Genomic DNA, 18,506 nt, shown 5'->3' with positions numbered 1-18,506 from the left:
CCAAGCGACTATTCGGTCGTACGTGACGATGACGAAGATCCCAGGCTCATTCACGGTTGTAACCGGAGGGAGGGCGGGCGACTTCGTCACGCCTCTGGCCGGGTGGCCACCCGGCCAGAGGCGCAATGGCTTCCATCGCACAAAATCTCTAACGTGCAGATACAAGGGAGGCAATAGATGGCATTTCAGGGTTCGGGCCGCCCCAATGGAGCGGCCCGCCTTTTTGCTTATTTGAAGACGGCGTTAGGATTATCCAAGCTGTCGGAACCTTCAAGCTGAACCGTGCCGAGATCGAGTGCGGCAATAACGCGCTGTACCGATTTCGTCTGGTCGATCAGCCCGTCGATGGCTGCCTGGACGACGGCGTTGCCTTCCTTGTTGCCCTCGCCGATCATCTGGTCGTACTTCTCGACCGTCTCGCCGCGCTTGGCCATGGCGTTCATGGCATCGAGCGTTTTGTTGAGCTTGCCTTCCATCTCGGCATCGAGCGCCTTGTCCTTGGCGGCAACGAGATCGTGCAGCGACGGGCCGCTGAACTTGGTGCCGTCGACGCGGGTGTAGTTTCCGGTATAGGCGGCGGCAATGCCGATCGCGTCGTTCAGATGCGAGTTGTAGGTGTTGTCGGAGAAGCAATCATGCTCTTCCTCGGGATCGTGCAGCAGCAGGCCGAGCTTCATGCGCTCGCCGGCAAGCTCGCCATAGGAGAGCGAGCCCATGCCCGTCAGGATCGCGACGAGGCCGGCCTTCGGATCGGCTTCGACGTTCTTCGTCGCTGCCCCGTCCGGCTTCCAGTTGTCGGTCATTTCCTGCAGGTCGGAAACGAGCAGGGTGGATGCGGATTTCAGATATTCGGCGCGGCGGTCGCAATTGCCGTGCGTGCAATTCTTGAGGTCGTAATCCGTTGCCGGGCGGTTGCCGGCGCCGGGACCGGTGCCGTTCAGATCCTGGCCCCAGAGCAGGAATTCGATCGCGTGATAGCCCGTCGCCACATTGGCTTCGATGCCGCCGGCTTCCTGCAGCGTGCCGGAGAGGAATTCCGGCGTCAGCTTCGAGGCGTCGACATCCTTGCCGTCGATCTTGATCGTCTTGTTGGCAATGACATTGGCCACATAGAGCGAATTCTCGTCGCTCTCAGTGCCGTAGGAGGTATCGACATAATCGATCAGGCCTTCATCGAGAGGCCATGCGTTGACCTTGCCTTCCCAATCGTCGACAATCGGATTGCCGAAGCGATAGACTTCCGTCTGCTGATAGGGAACGCGCGCCTTGATCCAGGCATCCCTGGCGGCCTTCAGCGTTTCGTCGGTCGGCGCCTTCAGGAACGCGTCGATGGCAGCGTCGAGCGCTTTCGCCGTGGTCAGCGAATCCTCGTATTTGGCGTGCGCCACCTCGGCATAGTGTTTCACCACGGCGGCAGCATCGGTCTCGGCCTGCGCGGGAAGGGCGAGCAGTGCTGCGGGGGCAATCGCCAGCACGGCTGCGCGGAATTTGCGGTTAAGCGTCATGATCCTCTCCTGTGACGGATATTCCGTCTAATGGGGCTCAGTCTCTTCGCGCAAAAGCAAACTGGTGTCAAATGCTCTAGTTTGGAATGATTTTAAGGATATGAGGCCGCTTCCAAACCGCCTGTTTGAAGGGTGCCGGCCCAGGAAATCAGCGGTACTCGCGCCGCCATCCCGGCATTCGCCAAACGGCGTCAGCCCTTCCGCTGCATGCGGCAGAAGAAGAAGCCGTCCGTATCGGTAGAGGCGGGCGTCAGCGTCACCGAAAGGCCGTCGGAGGAGTGCGGGCGGGGCGCGTTCTTGCCGAACAGGCCGTCCCAAGCGGGCAGCGCGCTGACAATCTGGAAATCGGGATTGCCGGCGGTGAAGCGGCGCACCTGCTCTTCATTTTCCTGAGGCAATACCGAGCAGGTGACGTAGATCAGTTCGCCGCCCGGCTTGACGAAACCGCTTGCCTGCGCCAGCGCGTCCTGCTGCTGGGAGGTGCGCTCGTCGAGGTTCTTTGCCGTCAACCGCCATTTGGTATCGGGGCGCCGCCGCCATGTGCCGGTGCCGGTGCAGGGCGCATCGACCAGCACCTTGTCGCAGCGTCCGGAAAGGCCGGAGAGTGCTTTGACGTCGTCATGCACCTGGACATTGCGGGTGCCTGCCCGCTTCAGCCGCTCGATGATCGGCGCCAGCCGCTTACGGTCGGCGTCGTAGGCGTGAACCTGCCCCTTGTTCTGCATGGCGGCCGCCATGGCGAGCGTCTTGCCGCCGCCGCCGGCGCAATAATCGAGGATCTGTTCGCCATCCCGTGCCAGCACCAGATCGGCGACGATCTGCGATCCCTCGTCCTGGACTTCGAACCAGCCTTTTTGGAACGAAAGCTCGGCAGTCACGTTGGGAAGACGCGAAGCGCCTTCGCCTGCGGCAATCCGGATGCCGTAGCGGGCGATCTTCGCAGCATGCGCGCCGGCTCTTTCGAGCGCGTTGACGGCCTTGTCGCGGGAGGCTTTCAGGATGTTGGCGCGCAGATCGAGCGTCGGGCGGGCGGCGAGCGCCTGTGCCTCGGCAAGCCAGCCTTCACCGAAGGCCTTTTGGAAGGAGGATTGGACCCATTCCGGAATATCGCCCTGCACATGCGGGAGTGCATCGTCGAGCAAGCGGCTTTGAAAAGCCGCGATGGCGTCAGGCGAAAGCGGCGCCGGCGCAAATTTGTCGTCAGCGAGTTCGGCGGCAAGGCTGGCTGGTGTGAAGCCCCATTGTCGGAACATGACAGCATGGGCGATGGCAGAGGCGCTGTCGTCATTCATGAGCCAGGCATGGGAAAGCCGCATGCGCAGCGCGTCATAGACGATGTTGCCGATCGCGGCGCGGTCGCCGGAGCCGGCGAAGCGATGCGCGAGGCCCCAGTCCTTGAGCGCGTCGGCGACGGGTCGCTTGCGGGCATCGATGTCCGCGAGCACAGAAATCGCCCCTTCGAGGCGGCCGCCCAGACGCATTCACATGTCTCCTATTGCCGTGGCGTGTGAACGATCCGCGCGCAGACGTGATGGGCGCGGGGCGGATTGTGCACAAGTCTCAACCGCGTGGTAACCGCGATTGGCGGCAAGAGCAAGCGCCGTTGGCGGCGCAGCCTTCAGCCTCAGCTGACGACCTGGTAGCAGACCTTCGCAGTGCCCGAGCTCACCATGCCGATATTCTGCGCGGCAGCCCGCGACAGGTCGAGCACGCGTCCCCGGATGAACGGACCGCGATCGTTGATGCGAACGACGACGGTGCGACCATTGTTGCGGTTGGTGACCTTGACCTTGGTGCCGAATGCGAGCGAACGATGTGCGGCAGTCAAGATCGCAGGGTTCATACGTTCTCCGGAAGCAGTTTTGGAGCGAAGTGCGTACCATGAAGCACCGCCGCAGCCATTTCCAGCAAAACTCTCGGCCGGAAGCAGGCAAGAGACGGCTACAATAGTTACGGCAGCGATAATAGAACGACGTATTTTCTTCAAAACAGAGTATCCCTCAACTATTGAACTCACGCCCTTGCAGGCGGCGGGGCTTAAATCTGTGAAAAAGTGGCGAAAAAGTGCCGCGTGGGATCACGGAATGTTACAAGATGTAACATTCGTGAGCATGGTGACGGAATTTCGGAAGCGGGCAGTGATCGTTGCGCCAGAAAAAACGCTGTGAAATCAGTTAAAATCCGAACGAATTTTTCAGTGGAGCGGTTAACGTCCCCGCGTTCACAAAAATCGCGAAAATTTTTTTCCGGCTTCGCCATATTTTCTGCCACATTTGCGCAAATTTAAAGGCCGTTAACCATAATATACGGCCAAAATCGTCCCGCCAAATGGGGAAAGTAGGTATTTCCTACTCATTTTGGTTGCTGATGTTGGTTATATGAAACGCTTGGGCTCTAACCCCGCCAGCAGCCGTCCTGCCACAATTGCGCAAGCGACATCGGATAGTTCGGGAAGGAGAATTCGAAGCCGGCGGCCTTGAGTTTCGCATTTGAAACCCGCTTGTTTTCGCCGTAGAAGGAGCGCGCCATCGGCGTCAGCTCGGCGGTCTCAAACGCCTGCTCCGGCGGCGGTTCGACGCCCATCAGTCGCGCCGCCTCAACGATCACATCCTGCGGCGGACCAGGGCGATCGTCGGTGATATTGTAGATGCCGCCGAGGCGCTGGTCCGACAGGAAGCGCGTCGCCGCGCCGATATCCTCGACACGGATGCGGTTGAAGACCTGGTCCTTCTTGATCAGCCGCCGCGCCGTGCCCTTTTCCAGATTGCAGAAGGCATTGCGGCCCGGTCCGTAAATGCCGGAAAGACGCAGCACCGCCGCCGGTACGCCGCGCTCCCGGCCCATTGCCAGCCAGCCCTCTTCCGCTTCGAGCCGCTCCTTCGATCGCCCGGAGACGGGAACGCATGGCGTTTCCTCGTCGATCCATGCGCCCTTGTGATCGCCATAGACGCCGACGGTCGAGAGATAACCGATCCATTCAAGCCCGGGTGGCAGGCTTGCGCCGTTTTCGCCAAACAGCCGCAGCAGCGGATCGGCCTTCCCCGGGGCGATCGACTGCACGAGATGGGTGACATCAGCCAAGGCTTCGACGAGCCGGTCTTCCATGGTTTCGCCGTCGAACAGGAATGCTTCGATGCCGGCGCGGCGGAGCGCTTCGATCTTTTCCGCCGAGCGCGTCGTGCCGGACACGCGCACATTCTCACCAGCGAAGGCCTTGGCGATCGCCATGCCGGAATAACCGCAGCCAAAAATCATCACATGCATCAGCCCACTCCCGCCAGCCGCCATTCGTTCAACACGTCGTCATCGCTCTCCTCAGCCCTTTGTGCGGCAAAGGACGAAAATTCGCCAGCCTCCATCAGCCGCGAAAGCGCCCACACCGCCATCCCCCGCACCACCGGCGAGGCATCACCGGCGAGCATGCGACATTGCGGGATCAGCGTTCTCTCGCCGGAATTACCGGCGGCGATCAGCACGTTGCGGATGAAGCGGTCGCGGCCGATCCGTTTCACCGGCGAGCCACTGAAGAAGCTGCGGAACGCGGGATCATCGAGGGTCAGCAGAACGGCGACCGACGGTTCCTGCAGATCCTCTCTCGCCTTCAGCTTCATCTCCGAAGCGGCGCTGGCGAACTTGTTCCAGGGACAGGCGGCAAGACAATCGTCGCAGCCATAGATGCGGTTGCCGATCAGCGGCCGGAGATCGGGATCGATCGGTCCCTTGTGCTCGATGGTGAGATAGGAGATGCAGCGGCGCGCATCGATCTGGTAGGGCGCCGGGAAGGCGGCAGTCGGGCAGATGTCGAGACAGGCGCGGCAGGAACCGCAATGATCGATCTCGGGTGCGTCGACGGCGAGATCGGCGGTGGTGAACATGCTGCCGAGAAACAGCCAGGAGCCGTACGTGCGGCTGACGAGATTGGTGTGTTTGCCCTGCCAGCCGAGGCCGGCGGCCGCCGCCAGCGGCTTTTCCATGACGGGCGCGGTATCGACGAAGACTTTCACATCGGCGCCCGCCCGCGCCGCAAAACGCGTGGCGATCTCCTTCAGGCGGCCCTTGATGACGTCATGATAATCGCGATTGCGAGCATAAACCGATATCGCCGCTTTATCAGGCTTGCCGAGGATGCCGCGCGGATCTTCGTCCGGCGCGTAATTGAGGCCGAAGACGACGACGGAGCGAACCTCGCTCCAGAGTGTGCGGGGGTCGCCGCGCCGGTCGCGCGTCTCCGCCATCCAGTCCATCGTCCCGTGGCGCCCGGCGTCGATGAACTCGCCGAGACGTTCCTTGGCTTGCGGAATTGCGTCCGGACGCGTGATGCGGCAGAGATCGAAGCCCTTGGCGGCAGATTCCGCTCTGACGAACTCGGTCAAATTGTCGCGGCGGCGGCGCTCTTTATCATCATTGTCGGGCATGAAGCGCCCTCGTCAGAAATCCAGATCGGCATAATGCGAAACCGGGGTCAGGCCGCGCACGCGCTCCGTCAGCATCGGCCGGAAGGAGGGGCGCGACTTCAGCCGCTGGTACCATTCCTTGACGACAGGCGCGTCGGCCCATTCGATCTCGCCGAGGTAATCGAGGATCGAGATCGAGGCGGCGGCGGCAAGATCCGCATAGCTCATTCGCTCTCCCGCCAGCCACTGGCGCGAGCCGGCGAGCCAGGTGAGATAGCGCATATGCTGGCGGATATTCGCGCGGGCCGTGCGCAAAATCTTGGAATCAGGCGCTCCGCCACCCTGATCGGATGTCATCTGCAACTTATAGACGCGCTCTCGGGCGAGCGGCTTCGTCACGTCATTTTCCATCTTCTGCATGAACCACTCGGTCAGCCGGCGGATCTCCGCCCGCTGGAAAGGGTCCTCGGCAAGCAGCCGCCGGTCGCGCTTCAACACGCCGTGCGTCTCGTCCAGATATTCGGAGATGACGGTCGCGCCGCAGAGCGCGCGCATGCTGTCGTCGACATAAACAGGCAGTGTGCCGGCAGGATTGAGGGCCAGGAAATCCCGGCGCTTCTCCCATGTCTGCTCTTCGATCAGATCCGCCTGATAGCCATATTCCGCCAGGATCAGCCGGACGAAGCGAGATGCGGATGACATGGGATGGTGATAAAGCGTGGGCATCGATACTCGTGCTTTATGATTGCTGTTACAGGACTGTGCGGCAGCTCATTTATAGCGCCCTAGTCATGACTCATTGGTTGAAGCTATAGGAGCTTGGCCGGGGCAATACAAGCGAATCGGATCTCACACCACCTGAGAGGGGATAAAACACGCTTCTTACGCACGCGGATAGAGGCAGCGCCTGATCGGCTCAAGCGCAGCCTGGAGCATTTCCAGCGGGAAATGCCCGGTCCGAACGACCTTTAAACCGGAGACAATTTATGGACTATATCAATGCGATTATCCTCGGTATCGTAGAGGGGATCACCGAGTTTCTGCCGATCTCGAGCACCGGCCACCTCATCATTGTGGAGCAATGGCTCGGGCACCGGTCGGATATGTTCAATATCGTCATTCAGGCCGGCGCCATTCTCGCCGTCACCATCATTTATTGGCGTCGCCTGGTGGATCTCGTGCTCGGCTGGCGGGAGCCGCAGAATCGCGATTATGCCGCCAAGCTGATCGTCGCTTTTCTCATCACCGCAATCCTGGGCCTTGTCGTCAAGAAGCTTGGCTTCGAGCTGCCGGAGACGGCGACACCGATCGCCTGGGCTCTGATCATCGGCGGCATCTGGATGATCTTCGCGGAATGGGCTGCCGCACGCAGGCCACCCCATAAAGAGATTACCTGGCTGGTCGCCATTCTGGTCGGTATCGCCCAGATCGTTGCCGGCATCTTCCCGGGAACGTCGCGCTCCGGCGCCACGATTTTCGTCGCCATGCTGGCAGGCACGGGCAATCGCGCCGCGGCCACGGAATTCGCCTTCCTCGTCGGCATCCCCACAATGTATGCCGCGAGCGGCTATGAGCTGCTGAAGACCTTCAGGGACGGCGGCGCGGCCGGCGAAGACTGGACGTCCCTCGGGATTGCCTTCGTCGCCTCCACGATCGTCGCTTTCATCGCCGTCAAATGGCTGCTCGCCTATATCAGGAGCAACCGGTTCACGTTGTTTGCCGTATACCGGATCATTCTCGGCGTCCTGCTGCTCGGCATGGCCGCCGGCGGCCTGATCCCCTAAAACCGGTTTCTCATCGCATTCGCGCAGCTCCCAGGCGCGAATGCAATATCGGGGCGGCCTCGCGAACGGACACGCGATGAGGGGGTAGGGGGCCGATTTTCAGATGGATAAAATTGAGAGGCAGATGCCTGCCGCCGTCTCGCGGCGGGCAAGATCGAGCATTCATTTGGAAGCGCGCTTTTTCAGGCGCTTCGACCGTTGCTCGTCTCTATGAGGATGCCGATAAGCCCGGCATTTTCGTCAATGGGCGATCGAGGCCGTAGAGCAAGGATCGACGCCGTAAGCCGGCGAGCAGTCGCCCTTCACAGCCGCGACCGAACCGGGCGCAACGAAGGAGCCTGCAAGGATAACCAGCGCCGCACACGCAAACAGGAGCGCGATTGACTTGCCCATCGAGAAATGCCTTTCACAGTGATTGCCGCACGCTTTTCGCAGGCGTTGAGTCCTTTCGAGGACGCGCGGGTTTGGTAGTCAGTGGAATGACAAATAGCAATAAACGTTCCTGCTAAATTTGGCGTTAATTCCACAAAATTTCCGATGCGTCTTTTATGCAACGCCGCTCAATATGGCGGCAGGAAAACATCGCAAACTTGCGCCGGCTTTGCGTGCCGCGACCGACGGCAAAACGCCGCCCGCGGCATGCGCGGACGGCGCTATCAATAACCCAAGGGATGATGATCAGGCGGCCTTGCCGGAGCCCGTATACTGGCCATGCGGCCGATACTGCACGAGGTAGGACTCAAGCACCGATGCCGGCATGGTTGGCGTGATGCCGAGGCCGCTCAGCGTGCGGCCTTCCGCCTCGGCTTCCCTCGAGACGATGTTGTCGTGCTTGAGAAGGCGCACCTGGTCCGGCGTGATCGGCGGCGTGATGAAAGGAACAAGCGAAGCGATGCTGCCGATCAGCGAAGCGATGCCGAAGGGCAGGGAGACGAGCGGGTTCTTGCGGCAGGTCACTTTCAGCATCATCTCGAGACATTCGCGGAAGCTCAGCACTTCGGGCCCACCGAGTTCATAGATCTTGCCGCCGGCGACCTTGCCGTCAACGGCGCGGGCGACGGCCTCGGCGATATCCTCGACATAGACCGGCTGGAACTTCGTCTTGCCGCCGCCGACCAGCGGCAGGACCGGCGACATGCGCGCCATGTCGGCAAACTTGTTGAAGAAGCTGTCCTCCGGTCCGAAGACGATCGACGGGCGGAAGATCACCGCATCGGGTTTGATGGAGAGAATGGCTGCTTCCGCGCGGCCCTTGGTGCGGCCATAGTCCGAATCGGAATGCGCATTGGCGCCGATCGCCGAAATATGGGCGAGCGTGGCGCCGGCGCCGCGGGCCGCCTCGGCAACCGCCCGAGCGCCGAATTCCTGCACCGCGTCGAAGGTGTTGCGGCCGGTCTCATGCAGAATGCCGACGCAGTTGACGACGTGGCTCGCACCGTCGACAGCACGGTCGATCGAGCTGCGGTAGCGCAGGTTCGCCTGAACGAAGGAAATCTGGCCGACATTGCCGAGCGGCTGCAGGAAGCCGGCGAGATCCGGGCGGCGCACGGCGACGCGGATGCGATAACCGCGCTTGGCGAGCGCCCGAACCACGTGCCTGCCCACGAAGCCGGACCCTCCGAACACGGTAACGAGCGGCGGCAGGTTGGCAAGGGTCATGGCAGGCTCCTCGAAAGGCTTTGCAGGATGCTGATCGGCCCCGTCTTAGCCGAATCCCGGCGCGACGGGAAGGCCCATCGCGCTGCGAGTTTGCGGGATGTGAAGCCGCCTAACGCATCGTGCTTTCCGAAAATCGGAATCGATTTTCGGAAAGCACGATGCTTGGATTCAAAGTGCTAAAGGGTCCTTTGTGCGTCCGAAAGGACGCACGGCGCTCTAGACGCCTTCGACGACGACCATTTCCGCATCCGCCACTTCCTGGCGGATTTTCGCGGCAATCTGGTATTCCGGTGAATTATAGCAGTCGACCGCATGCTGCATCGAGGGGAACTCGATCACGACATTGCGAGCGCGCGCCTTGCCTTCCAGTTCGGTGAAGGCGCCGCCGCGCGCCAGGAAATTCGCGCCGTATTTTTCGAAGGCGGGCTTTGCCGCCGCCACGTAATCCTTATAGCGCTCGGCGTCGCGAACGTCGACGCGGGCGATCCAATATCCCTTAGCCATGGTTTCCTCCTTCTCTGCTTTTAATTCAGCGGTTTGCCGGCCAGAGCGCGCTCACCATCTCGTTGAGGACCGCGCGGGCCGCCTCTTTCGGATCGGGCGCCTTGACGATCGGCCGGGCGACGACGAGATGCGTGGCGCCGGCCTTCAGCGCGTCGAAGGGCGTCATCACCCGCTTCTGGTCGCCCTTGTCGCTGCCGGTCGGGCGAATGCCGGGTGTGACGATCGCCATGTCGGGCCCGAGGATCTCGCGCACCTCGGCCGCCTCCGCAGCCGAGCAGACGATGCCGCCCATGCCGGCCGCGCGCGCCTGAGCGGCACGGCGCAGCACCAGGCTGTGGGGATCCTGGCTGTAGCCGGCGTCGATAAGATCATCGGAATCCATCGAGGTGAGCACGGACACGCCGAGCAGACAGAGGCCGGAACCGGCCGCGGCCTCGACCGCCGCTTTCATCGCTTTGGGATAGGCGTGCAGCGTCAGCATCGACATGCCCATCTTGGCGATGTTCTCGACGCCTGATGCAACCGTATTGTCGATGTCGAGCAGCTTCATGTCGAGAAAGATCTTCTTGCCGCTTGCGGCAAGATCGCGGGCGAACTCCAGGCCGCCGGCAAAGACGAGCTGATAGCCGATCTTATAGAAGAGAATGTCGTCGCCGAGCGTGGAAACCAGCCTTTCCGCCTCGCCGATCGTTGGAACATCCAGGCCGACGATCAGCCGCTCGCGTGCGTCCATTGCAACTCACCCCCGCCAGTCTTCGATGGGTGTCCAGTCGCATGATAAGCGGCGATCCGCAAGGCCGAAAGCATAGAGATTGCCGCCGCCGCCCGGCTGGTCGCGGTCGCGGCCGATCGGCTTGCCCGCCAGATGGCATTTGAGCAGCGTGCCGACGCCGCCATGGCCGACGAAGGCGATGGGCGCTGTCGCATCATGCGTGGCGAGCACGGCATTCACCGCCCCGACGATGCGGGCCTGCGCATCGATGGCGCGCTCCCAGCCTTTGAAGCTTTCCTCGGGATGGGCAAAGAACCAGTCGGCCGCCTCTTCGAATTGCGGCGGCGGCAGGAAGCCGGTGGCCGAGCGGTCGTTCTCGTGCATGGCGTGGACGATCTCGATCGTCACGCCGGAGGCTTCCGCCAGAATCTCGGCCGTCTCGATCGCCTTCGTCTCGTCGCTGGAGATGATGCGCCGCAACTGTTTGACCCAGCCGCTCTCGGCTGCTTTGCGGGCGCGCGCCGCGCCGATATCGGAAAGCCCCCATTTCGGCACGGGGACATCAGCGTCGATCTTGACTTGCGGATGGGTGATATAGAGCCCGAACATCAGCCGCGCCGATAGATCCAGAGCTGCGCCGGCGGGATGTTGCGGACGACGAAATCGAAATGCTGAATGTGGTAGCGGTCGGGATTGGCGGCGATCGGCGAAATCGCGCCGTAGGAAATCTGCACCACCGGCCGGCCTGCCGGCAGCCGGTCGAGCAGGCTTTCGAGCAGCGAGATGCGCATCTCCATCGGAAAGTTCAGAAGCGGAATGCACGAGATGACGCAATCGAACGTCTGGTCGCCGAAGGCGCCAAGCGTGGTCTTGAGCTCGAAGGCATCGCCGTTGATGAAGTGCACGCCCGGATAGGTCCGCAGCAGATGCTGGTGGAAATCCGTCGAATATTCGATCGCCACCAGATTGTCCGGCTTCACGCCGCGGCCGAGAATCGCCTTGGTGATGGCGCCCGTGCCCGGCCCGAGTTCGAGCACCGGCAGGCCGGAATTGAGGTTGATGACGCTTGCCATGCGTTTGGCGGTGATGGAGGAGGTCGGCACGATGGAGCCGACGGTCTTCGGTCCCTGCATCATGCCCCGGAAGAAACGGATTTCTTCATCGAATTTCTTTCCGAGGTGTTCCCTCACCTTGACCCTTAAGCGCATTCTCCACCCATCCGCATGTTGATCGACTGTGTTAATATGCTCTTTGTCGCTGTCAGGACAAGAATTTTCGCAACGAAGACACCGGCATCAACAGCTCATGCCGCCTTCCGGTCGGATCGAGGCATGAGATCCGCAAGCCTGTCGCTGAGATGATCGGCGTCGATGGGCGCGCGCAGCTTTTTGTCGGTATTATCGAAATAAAGATAGACATCCCGGCCCTTGGCTCGCGCCGGCAGCGGCTCCAGCACCCGCGTCGCGTTCTCGGGTTCTCTGCCCTTCGCCCAGGCGCGGATGCGCTCGGCCCACAGATCGAGCGCTTCATCCTCATAGCCACTGACATAGAGTTGCTCGGAACCATGCAGGCGGCAATAGATGAAATCGGCGGTGATGTCCATCAACAGCGGCCATTCCACCGTGTCGGCGCAGACGAGCGCGACGTTGTGACGCCTCAGCATCTCGATGAAGGCGGGCGAGCGGAAGCTGTCATGGCGGATCTCGAAAGCATGGCGGATCGGCTGATCGGCGTCGCTTTTGAGCCAGGCTCGCCCTTTGAGACGGCCGTCATGGCGTTTCGCAAGCGCGGTCGCGGCATCGCAGTCATGCGGCAGCCGCGACAAGAAGGTTTCGAAAAGCGCGGGGTCGAAGGCCATGTTCGGCGGAAACTGCCAGAGGATAGGCCCAAGTTTGGGGCCAAGCCGCAACAGGCCGGAGGCGAAGAAATTGGCAAGCGGCGTCTCAATCTCCTGCAATCGCTTCATATGAGTGATGAAGCGCGAGCCCTTGACCGCGAAGACGAAATCCTCGGGCGTTTCGTCCCGCCAGCGGCCGAAGCTTTCGGGCCGCTGCAATCCGTAGAAGGTACCGTTGATCTCGATCGAACGGAAGTGGCGAGCGGCGTAGGAAAGCTCCTGCTTCTGCGGCAGACCCTTGGGATAGAATTGGCCGCGCCAGGGCGCATAGGTCCAGCCGGATATGCCGATGCGCACCGCTCCCGTCTTCTTCATTCTGGCATCCTCCTGTTCGACAGGAGGAAAACCGAAAATGGGCGCCTTCGTTCCCGTCAGACGCGCATCGGCATCAGCACGTAGAGCGCGTCGTCGCCGGCCGTATCGCGGATCAGCGTCGGCGAGCCGGCATCGGCCAGCAGGAAGATCGCTTCCTCGCCGGAAAGCTGCGCGGTGATGTCGAGCAGGTATTTGGCATTGAAGCCGATTTCCATGGCATCCGTGTCGTAGCCAACGGCGACTTCTTCCGTGGCGCTGCCGGAATCCGGATTGTTGACGGTCAGCATCAGTTGCCCGTCTGAAAGCGCCAGCTTCACCGCGCGGCCGCGCTCGGAGGAAATGGTCGAGACACGGTCGACGGCCTGGGCGAAGGTCGTGCAATCGACGCGCATTTCCTTGTCGTTGCCGGTCGGAATGACGCGCTGATAGTCAGGGAAAGTGCCGTCGATCAGCTTCGAGGTCAGGACGATCGAGCCGATCGTCATGCGGATCTTGGCGTCGGAAACCTCGACGGTCACGATCGCTTCCGGATTGTCGACCAGCTTCTGCAGCTCTCCGACCGTCTTGCGCGGAATGATGATGCCGGGCATGCCCTCCGAGCCCGAGGGCGCATCGACATCGGCGCGCGCCAGGCGGTGGCCGTCGGTGGCGACGGCCCTGAGCTTCAGGTCGCCCTTGCTCTCGATCGTGTGGAAGAAAATGCCGTTGAGATAATAACGCGTCTCTTCGGTCGAGATCGCAAACTGCGTGCGGTCGATCAGCATCTTCAGATCGGTCGCCTTCAGCTTGAAGGAATGCGTGAAGGTACCGGCGGTCAGATCGGGAAAGTCCGATTCCGGCAGGCACTGCAGCGAGAATTTTGAGCGGCCGGACTGCACGGTCATCGAGCCGCCATCGGTGCTGGTGGCAAGCAGCACTTCCGAACCGTCGGGCAGCTTGCGCACGATATCGTAGAGAAGATGGGCAGGAACGGTGGTGGCGCCGGCCTGCTCGACACTCGCCGGCGTCGCCTCGGTGATTTCGAGGTCGAGGTCGGTCGCCTTCATGTCGAGGTTCTGGCCGTCGGCCTTGAGCAGTACGTTGGACAGGATCGGGATCGTGTTGCGACGTTCGACCACGCGGTGGACGTGGTTCAGCGATTTCAACAGGTTTGACCGCTCAATAGTAATACGCATGGGATGCTACCGCTTTCGACCGTGACTGTCCGGGCGCTTCGAGCACCCGAAGAATGCCTGTCCCGACTTGAGGCCGGGGGAGTGGACGGGCAAAATGGCAGACTTCAGCACCGGTTTGCAAGAGGCATGGACGGCTCCGCGCCCGCATTTCAGGTTTTCCGGAGCAATCCTCACAGAAATCCGGACCCTTGCCGAAGCAGTGCCGCTCGCCCATAAAGGCCGATGAACCGGCAAGGCGCCGGCGGGACGGAAAGCAATCGGCATGAATGAGGAAACGACAGCGGAAACCGCCGGCCGGAAAAGCTTCCGCCTGCACAATATGGCGGTGCCGGCGCGGCCGCTGGAGCCGGCGCTCTATCTGGTGGCGACCCCGATTGGTAATCTCGGCGACATCACGCTGCGCGCATTGGAAACGCTGGCCGGCGCCGACGTGCTCGCCTGCGAGGATACGCGCGTCACCCGCGTCCTGCTCGATCGCTACGGCATCCAGAACCGCCCCTTCGCCTATCACGAGCATAATGCCGACGAGGCCGGGCCGCGGCTGCTGCAGGCGCTGGAGGCGGGCCGCTCGGTGGCGTTGGTTTCCGATGCCGGCACGCCGCTCGTCTCCGATCCCGGCTATCGGCTGGCGCAGCAGGCGATTGAGGCTGGTTACCGTGTCATTCCCATTCCGGGCGCCTCGGCGCCGCTCGCAGCCCTTGTCGGCTCCGGCCTGCCGAGCGACGCCTTTCTCTTCGCCGGTTTCCTGCCGGTGAAGGACAAGGCCCGCCGTGACCGCCTTGGAGAGCTTGCCGCAGCGCCCGCAACGCTGATCTTCTTTGAATCGCCGCATCGCATCGGCGCCACGCTTCTCGCCGCCGCCGATGTGCTGGGCGGCACCCGGCCCGCCTCCGTCTGCCGCGAGCTGACCAAGACCTATGAAGAGTTCCGCCGCGGCACGCTGGCCGAGCTTGCCGCGCATTATCAGGAGGTGGATAACGTCAAGGGCGAGATCGTCCTCGTCGTCGGTCCGCCGCAGCCGGTAGAAACGCCGGAGGCCGACGTCGAGGCTGTGCTTGCCGATCTCTCGAAGACGATGCCCACCGCAAAGGCCGCGACCGAAGCGGCCCGCCTCACCGGCCTGCCGCGCAAGGCGCTCTATCAGCGCCTCTTGGAGATGAAGGGCGCCGATGGGCGATAACAATCTCGCAGCCATCAGAAGGAAGGCGCTGCGCCGCGGCCGCGTGTCGGAATATGCCGCGGCCGTTTTCCTGATGCTGAAGGGTTATCGCATCCTGGCGCTACGCCACCGCACGAGACTGGGCGAGATCGATATCATTGCCCGCAAGGGCGATCTTGCCGTCTTCGTCGAAGTCAAGGCCCGCCATGGCGAGGCGGCGGCTGTCGATGCCGTCTCCATCGCCTCGCAGAAGCGCATACGGGCGGCAAGCGACCTCTGGCTCGCCCGCCAGGCCGATCACGCCCGTCTTTCCCAGCGCTATGATATTGTGGCGATCATGCCCGGCCGGCTGCCGCGGCACTTTCCAGATGCGTTCTAAACTGGTGTCTTTTCGGTTCGACAGTTGCGGATCATTAAAATTTTAGCCGCGGCTTGAACGGGCTCCTTACAATTCTCTGCTATCTCCCGCCTTGGTAGGGTGGCAATTGGGGGTTGATTCATGGCCTTGAAGATGATGCTTGCAAGCGCGGTCGCCATGGCGGCGCGGTCGGTGCCTTATGTTGCGCTGAAGCCGGCCGGGAAATCCTTCGTCGCCCATGCGAGCGGCATGCTGCCGCTGAAATCGACGCCGATCAATCCGGACTGGATCATCAGCGGCAATCCCGAGGCCCGCACCGCCGAACATTCGCGCGGCCATGACGAGGCCTCGCTGACGGCGATCTGGGACTGCACGGCGGGCGAATTCCGCTGGTATTTCGGCTGGGACGAGACCGTGATGATCCTCGAAGGCGAGGTTCATATCACTGCCGAGGACGGTACGGAGCGAACCCTTAGCGTCGGCGACGTCGCCTTTTTCGCGGGCGGAACCTGGGCAAGCTGGCGGGTCGATAATTACGTTCGCAAGGTCGCTTTCCTGCGCAAGCCTTTCCCGAAGCCTCTGGCGATCGCCTATCGTCTGCGCAACATGCTGCGCAACGGCGGCAACCAGGGCATTGCCGCCTGATATAGGCCGCCGGCGGCGGCCGGTCATGCGTTAATCGGGTTGAGGCGGCGCGGTCGTCTCCCCCTCCAGAACCTCGCAGGGAAACAGGATCGGATTGTCGAGGGCAGGCGCTGTGCGCTTGTTCAAAAGGACGGCCACTGCGGCTGCGGCGACGTCCTGGATCGGCTGTTTCACCGTCGTCAGCCGCGGCGTCGTCATGCTTGCGAGCGGGATGCCGTCGAAGCCGACGATGGAAAGGGCTGCCGGAATCGGGATTCCGAGATCGTGGGCCGCCCTCATGCAGCCGATCGCCTGCTGGTCGGAACTTGCGAATATCGCCGTCGGCCGCTCGTTGCGGGCGCGCGCCAGAAGATAATTTCCAGCGGAGCGGCCGCTCTCATAGTCGAACGCCGCCTCGGCGATCAGCGGCGGTCCGGCCATTTTCGTGCCGTCCGCCTGCTCCATGGCGTCAAGATAGCCTCTGAGGCGGTCGTTGGCCGGGACGGAATCTCCAGGTCCCGAAATGAAGCCGATGCGGCGATGGCCGAGCTTCAGAAGATGCTCGACGCCGAGACGAACGCCGTTGCGGTGGTCGGAGGCGATGCCGGAATATCCCGGCATGAGACGGTCGACGACCACGATCGGCAAGCCTTTCGGCAGCTTGATCGTGTGGAAATCATTGCTGGGAACCAGAATGATGCCGTCCACCTTCCGGCTTGTCAGCTGCCTGATGCGATCAGCCTCCTTGGCCGCATGATCGAGCGAGGTCATGACGATGATATTATAGCCGTGATTGGCCGCCGCCTGTTCCGCCGATTGCACCAGTTCCGAGAAGAACGGATTGGTCAGATCGGGAATTACGATGCCGATGAGGCGGCTGACCTTGCTGCGCATGCTTCTCGCTGAAGGGTCGGGCAGATAACCCAGGTCCTTGATGATCCCTTCGACGCGCGCCCGCACGTCCTTGGTCACCGAGGGATGATCGTTCAAAACCCTGGAAACGGTGCCGGTGGAAACACCCGCAAGCTTGGCAACATCCCTGATCCCGACCTTTGACATGACAGAAATAGATGCCCTTCATCTTCGCCTGCGCAAGGCGTCCGAGGGCGCCTGATCCTGGCTTTCAGCTAATGGTCTTCAGGCCCCTAGTCAAAGGGCGGTGTCTCGATTTCCGACGTCTGAACGTGAGAGCAGCACCTGCCCGAGGATATGGAAACGGTTCATCCCCGACATGTCAATATGCGTCGAACATGGCGATGCGGTTCGCTTCGGCGGCTCGTTTTGGTCGCTTGACAATTTTTGGAGGCGTGTTACCCATTTTGCGTTGGAAACGGTTCATTTGCCGCGGGCAACTCAGATGGAGCTGAGCCCTGGGCCGTTCGGAGGAAAAAATGTCCAATTTTAAGCGTGAATCCGTCTTGATCAATGCACCGCGCCGTGCGGCCTTGAAGCTCGGCCTCGCCGGCACCCTGGTGCTGGCGCTGTCCTGCACCGTGTCCCCTGCCTTCGCGGCTGAGAAGCCGAAGGTCGGCCTGATCATGAAATCCTTGTCCAATGAGTTCTTCAAGCAGATGAAGGCCGGCGCCGACAAATATGCGGCCGAGAACAAGGACAAGTTCGATTTCAAGGCCGTCGGCATGAAGGACGAGCGTGACTTTGCCTCGCAGGTCGACGCCGTCGAGAACTTCGTCACCCAGAAATACGATATCATCGTCGTAGCACCCGCCGATTCAAAGGCGATGGCGACGCCGCTGGCGAAGGCGGTCAAGGCAGGCGTCAAGGTCATCAACATCGACGTGCCGCTCGATGCCGATGCCAAGAAGAAGGCTGGTATCGATCTGGCTTTCTTCGGGCCTGACAACAAGGAAGGCGCAAAGCTTGCAGGCGATGCGCTTGCCAAGGATCTCGGAGCCGGCGCCAAGGTGGTCATCCTCGAAGGCAACCCCGAGGCCGACAACGCCAAGGAGCGTAAGGAAGGCTTCATGGACTCGGTCAAATCGGGCAAACTAGAGCTTCTCGACAGCAAGACCGCTCATTGGGAGACCGAGGAAGCCAATACCGTCATGACCAATTTCCTGACGAAGTATAAGGATATCCAGGGCGTCATGGCCGCCAACGACTCCATGGCTCTCGGTGTCGTCAAGGCTCTCGATGCCGCCGGCCAGGCCGGCAAGATCAAGGTTGTCGGCTTCGACAACATTCCGCCCGTTCAGCCGCTGATCAAGGACGGCAAGATGCTCGCCACCGTCGAGCAATACGGCGCGCAGATGGCGGTCATGGGCATCGACTATGGCATGCGCGAACTTGCCGGCGAAAAATTCACCGGCTGGGTCAAGACCGACGTCAAGCTGGTCACCTCGGCGGATCTGAAATAGTCGGGACGCCCGGCTGCAAACCATAGAAAGCGCCGGCCGTGGGCC

Annotated in this window: 20 protein-coding genes; 5 read left to right on the top strand and 15 right to left on the bottom strand. The window is 61.7% G+C overall.

What is annotated here, in order from left to right; all coding sequences use genetic code 11:
- Nucleotides 1–227: 227 nt before the first annotated feature.
- From ATY77_RS11635 to ATY77_RS11610, 6 genes are all read right to left on the bottom strand, one after another.
- Entirely contained in the window at nucleotides 228–1,505 is a 1,278-nt protein-coding gene (locus tag ATY77_RS11635; protein WP_088687426.1) for an imelysin family protein, read from the bottom strand.
- A gap of 191 nt (nucleotides 1,506–1,696) precedes the next feature.
- Nucleotides 1,697–2,986 (bottom strand): RsmB/NOP family class I SAM-dependent RNA methyltransferase, encoded by a 1,290-nt coding sequence (locus ATY77_RS11630; RefSeq protein ID WP_088687425.1) that lies wholly within the window; start codon nucleotides 2,984–2,986, stop codon nucleotides 1,697–1,699.
- A gap of 143 nt (nucleotides 2,987–3,129) precedes the next feature.
- On the bottom strand, nucleotides 3,130–3,492 hold the full coding sequence (locus tag ATY77_RS11625; RefSeq protein WP_088687424.1) for a septal ring lytic transglycosylase RlpA family protein: 363 nt from the start codon (nucleotides 3,490–3,492) through the stop codon (nucleotides 3,130–3,132).
- A gap of 407 nt (nucleotides 3,493–3,899) precedes the next feature.
- The gene (locus ATY77_RS11620; protein ID WP_088687423.1) at nucleotides 3,900–4,769 is read right to left on the bottom strand and encodes an SDR family oxidoreductase; all 870 of its coding nucleotides are present in this window, start codon (nucleotides 4,767–4,769) and stop codon (nucleotides 3,900–3,902) included.
- On the bottom strand, nucleotides 4,769–5,920 hold the full coding sequence (gene queG / locus ATY77_RS11615; RefSeq protein WP_088676555.1) for a tRNA epoxyqueuosine(34) reductase QueG: 1,152 nt from the start codon (nucleotides 5,918–5,920) through the stop codon (nucleotides 4,769–4,771). Before queG ends, ATY77_RS11620 begins: the two co-directional genes overlap by 1 nt.
- 12 nt (nucleotides 5,921–5,932) lie before the next feature.
- Nucleotides 5,933–6,625, bottom strand: a complete 693-nt coding sequence (locus tag ATY77_RS11610) for a glutathione S-transferase family protein (protein WP_088676556.1) — start codon at nucleotides 6,623–6,625, stop codon at nucleotides 5,933–5,935.
- A gap of 260 nt (nucleotides 6,626–6,885) precedes the next feature.
- On the opposite strand from ATY77_RS11610, the gene ATY77_RS11605 reads away from it, so the two are divergent.
- Complete coding sequence (locus ATY77_RS11605) at nucleotides 6,886–7,683, top strand: undecaprenyl-diphosphate phosphatase (RefSeq protein ID WP_088676557.1); 798 nt, start codon at nucleotides 6,886–6,888, stop codon at nucleotides 7,681–7,683.
- 240 nt (nucleotides 7,684–7,923) lie between these two features.
- Here ATY77_RS11605 and ATY77_RS32830 read toward each other — a convergent pair whose 3' ends face one another.
- From ATY77_RS32830 to dnaN, 8 genes are all read right to left on the bottom strand, one after another.
- Entirely contained in the window at nucleotides 7,924–8,076 is a 153-nt protein-coding gene (locus ATY77_RS32830) for a hypothetical protein (protein WP_088676558.1), read from the bottom strand.
- A gap of 285 nt (nucleotides 8,077–8,361) precedes the next feature.
- Entirely contained in the window at nucleotides 8,362–9,342 is a 981-nt protein-coding gene (locus tag ATY77_RS11595; RefSeq protein WP_088676559.1) for a complex I NDUFA9 subunit family protein, read from the bottom strand.
- Nucleotides 9,343–9,558: 216 nt separating this feature from the next.
- Entirely contained in the window at nucleotides 9,559–9,846 is a 288-nt protein-coding gene (locus ATY77_RS11590) for a DUF1330 domain-containing protein (RefSeq protein ID WP_017966663.1), read from the bottom strand.
- A gap of 25 nt (nucleotides 9,847–9,871) precedes the next feature.
- A complete protein-coding gene (gene pyrF, locus ATY77_RS11585; RefSeq protein ID WP_088676561.1) occupies nucleotides 9,872–10,579 on the bottom strand; it encodes an orotidine-5'-phosphate decarboxylase in 708 nt (235 codons plus the stop codon).
- A gap of 6 nt (nucleotides 10,580–10,585) precedes the next feature.
- Nucleotides 10,586–11,167: a histidine phosphatase family protein gene (locus ATY77_RS11580; RefSeq protein ID WP_088687422.1), complete on the bottom strand. Its 582-nt coding sequence runs from the start codon at nucleotides 11,165–11,167 to the stop codon at nucleotides 10,586–10,588.
- Complete coding sequence (gene pmtA / locus ATY77_RS11575) at nucleotides 11,167–11,766, bottom strand: phospholipid N-methyltransferase PmtA (protein WP_088687421.1); 600 nt, start codon at nucleotides 11,764–11,766, stop codon at nucleotides 11,167–11,169. The genes ATY77_RS11580 and pmtA overlap by 1 nt, the downstream gene beginning before the upstream one ends.
- 95 nt (nucleotides 11,767–11,861) lie before the next feature.
- The gene (locus ATY77_RS11570) at nucleotides 11,862–12,770 is read right to left on the bottom strand and encodes a DUF72 domain-containing protein (RefSeq protein WP_088687420.1); all 909 of its coding nucleotides are present in this window, start codon (nucleotides 12,768–12,770) and stop codon (nucleotides 11,862–11,864) included.
- 56 nt (nucleotides 12,771–12,826) lie between these two features.
- Entirely contained in the window at nucleotides 12,827–13,945 is a 1,119-nt protein-coding gene (dnaN, locus tag ATY77_RS11565; RefSeq protein WP_088687419.1) for a DNA polymerase III subunit beta, read from the bottom strand.
- A gap of 262 nt (nucleotides 13,946–14,207) precedes the next feature.
- On the opposite strand from dnaN, the gene rsmI reads away from it, so the two are divergent.
- From rsmI to ATY77_RS11550, 3 genes are all read left to right on the top strand, one after another.
- Nucleotides 14,208–15,125, top strand: a complete 918-nt coding sequence (gene rsmI, locus ATY77_RS11560; RefSeq protein ID WP_088687418.1) for a 16S rRNA (cytidine(1402)-2'-O)-methyltransferase — start codon at nucleotides 14,208–14,210, stop codon at nucleotides 15,123–15,125.
- On the top strand, nucleotides 15,115–15,483 hold the full coding sequence (locus ATY77_RS11555) for a YraN family protein (RefSeq protein WP_088687417.1): 369 nt from the start codon (nucleotides 15,115–15,117) through the stop codon (nucleotides 15,481–15,483). The genes rsmI and ATY77_RS11555 overlap by 11 nt, the downstream gene beginning before the upstream one ends.
- Before the next feature lie 120 nt (nucleotides 15,484–15,603).
- A complete protein-coding gene (locus ATY77_RS11550; protein ID WP_088687416.1) occupies nucleotides 15,604–16,107 on the top strand; it encodes a cupin domain-containing protein in 504 nt (167 codons plus the stop codon).
- A 30-nt stretch (nucleotides 16,108–16,137) separates the two neighbouring features.
- On the opposite strand, the gene ATY77_RS11545 is transcribed toward ATY77_RS11550, so the two are convergent.
- The gene (locus ATY77_RS11545) at nucleotides 16,138–17,145 is read right to left on the bottom strand and encodes a LacI family DNA-binding transcriptional regulator (RefSeq protein ID WP_088687415.1); all 1,008 of its coding nucleotides are present in this window, start codon (nucleotides 17,143–17,145) and stop codon (nucleotides 16,138–16,140) included.
- 332 nt (nucleotides 17,146–17,477) lie between these two features.
- Between ATY77_RS11545 and ATY77_RS11540 the strand changes: the two genes are divergently transcribed.
- Complete coding sequence (locus tag ATY77_RS11540; RefSeq protein ID WP_088687414.1) at nucleotides 17,478–18,461, top strand: sugar ABC transporter substrate-binding protein; 984 nt, start codon at nucleotides 17,478–17,480, stop codon at nucleotides 18,459–18,461.
- The last annotated feature ends 45 nt before the right edge of the window (nucleotides 18,462–18,506 follow it).

The organism is Rhizobium sp. R634, from assembly GCF_002211305.1.
Classification (GTDB): domain Bacteria; phylum Pseudomonadota; class Alphaproteobacteria; order Rhizobiales; family Rhizobiaceae; genus Rhizobium.
Note: the sequence above shows the minus strand (reverse complement) of the source record. Positions and strands in the feature narration are given on the sequence as shown.

Excerpts from the sequence above, each read along its gene's own strand:
- ATY77_RS11540 (WP_088687414.1), top strand. The coding sequence starts at position 17,478 with ATGTCCAATTTTAAGCGTGAATCCGTCTTGATCAATGCACCGCGCCGT.
- ATY77_RS11630 (WP_088687425.1), bottom strand. The coding sequence starts at position 2,986 with ATGCGTCTGGGCGGCCGCCTCGAAGGGGCGATTTCTGTGCTCGCGGAC.
- ATY77_RS11620 (WP_088687423.1), bottom strand. The coding sequence starts at position 4,769 with ATGCATGTGATGATTTTTGGCTGCGGTTATTCCGGCATGGCGATCGCC.
- queG (WP_088676555.1), bottom strand. The coding sequence starts at position 5,920 with ATGCCCGACAATGATGATAAAGAGCGCCGCCGCCGCGACAATTTGACC.
- ATY77_RS11570 (WP_088687420.1), bottom strand. The coding sequence starts at position 12,770 with ATGAAGAAGACGGGAGCGGTGCGCATCGGCATATCCGGCTGGACCTAT.
- ATY77_RS11605 (WP_088676557.1), top strand. The coding sequence starts at position 6,886 with ATGGACTATATCAATGCGATTATCCTCGGTATCGTAGAGGGGATCACC.
- pmtA (WP_088687421.1), bottom strand. The coding sequence starts at position 11,766 with ATGCGCTTAAGGGTCAAGGTGAGGGAACACCTCGGAAAGAAATTCGAT.
- ATY77_RS11555 (WP_088687417.1), top strand. The coding sequence starts at position 15,115 with ATGGGCGATAACAATCTCGCAGCCATCAGAAGGAAGGCGCTGCGCCGC.
- ATY77_RS11580 (WP_088687422.1), bottom strand. The coding sequence starts at position 11,167 with ATGTTCGGGCTCTATATCACCCATCCGCAAGTCAAGATCGACGCTGAT.
- pyrF (WP_088676561.1), bottom strand. The coding sequence starts at position 10,579 with ATGGACGCACGCGAGCGGCTGATCGTCGGCCTGGATGTTCCAACGATC.
- ATY77_RS11595 (WP_088676559.1), bottom strand. The coding sequence starts at position 9,342 with ATGACCCTTGCCAACCTGCCGCCGCTCGTTACCGTGTTCGGAGGGTCC.
- ATY77_RS11545 (WP_088687415.1), bottom strand. The coding sequence starts at position 17,145 with ATGTCAAAGGTCGGGATCAGGGATGTTGCCAAGCTTGCGGGTGTTTCC.
- ATY77_RS11550 (WP_088687416.1), top strand. The coding sequence starts at position 15,604 with ATGGCCTTGAAGATGATGCTTGCAAGCGCGGTCGCCATGGCGGCGCGG.
- ATY77_RS11610 (WP_088676556.1), bottom strand. The coding sequence starts at position 6,625 with ATGCCCACGCTTTATCACCATCCCATGTCATCCGCATCTCGCTTCGTC.
- ATY77_RS11635 (WP_088687426.1), bottom strand. The coding sequence starts at position 1,505 with ATGACGCTTAACCGCAAATTCCGCGCAGCCGTGCTGGCGATTGCCCCC.
- rsmI (WP_088687418.1), top strand. The coding sequence starts at position 14,208 with ATGAATGAGGAAACGACAGCGGAAACCGCCGGCCGGAAAAGCTTCCGC.
- ATY77_RS32830 (WP_088676558.1), bottom strand. The coding sequence starts at position 8,076 with ATGGGCAAGTCAATCGCGCTCCTGTTTGCGTGTGCGGCGCTGGTTATC.
- ATY77_RS11590 (WP_017966663.1), bottom strand. The coding sequence starts at position 9,846 with ATGGCTAAGGGATATTGGATCGCCCGCGTCGACGTTCGCGACGCCGAG.
- dnaN (WP_088687419.1), bottom strand. The coding sequence starts at position 13,945 with ATGCGTATTACTATTGAGCGGTCAAACCTGTTGAAATCGCTGAACCAC.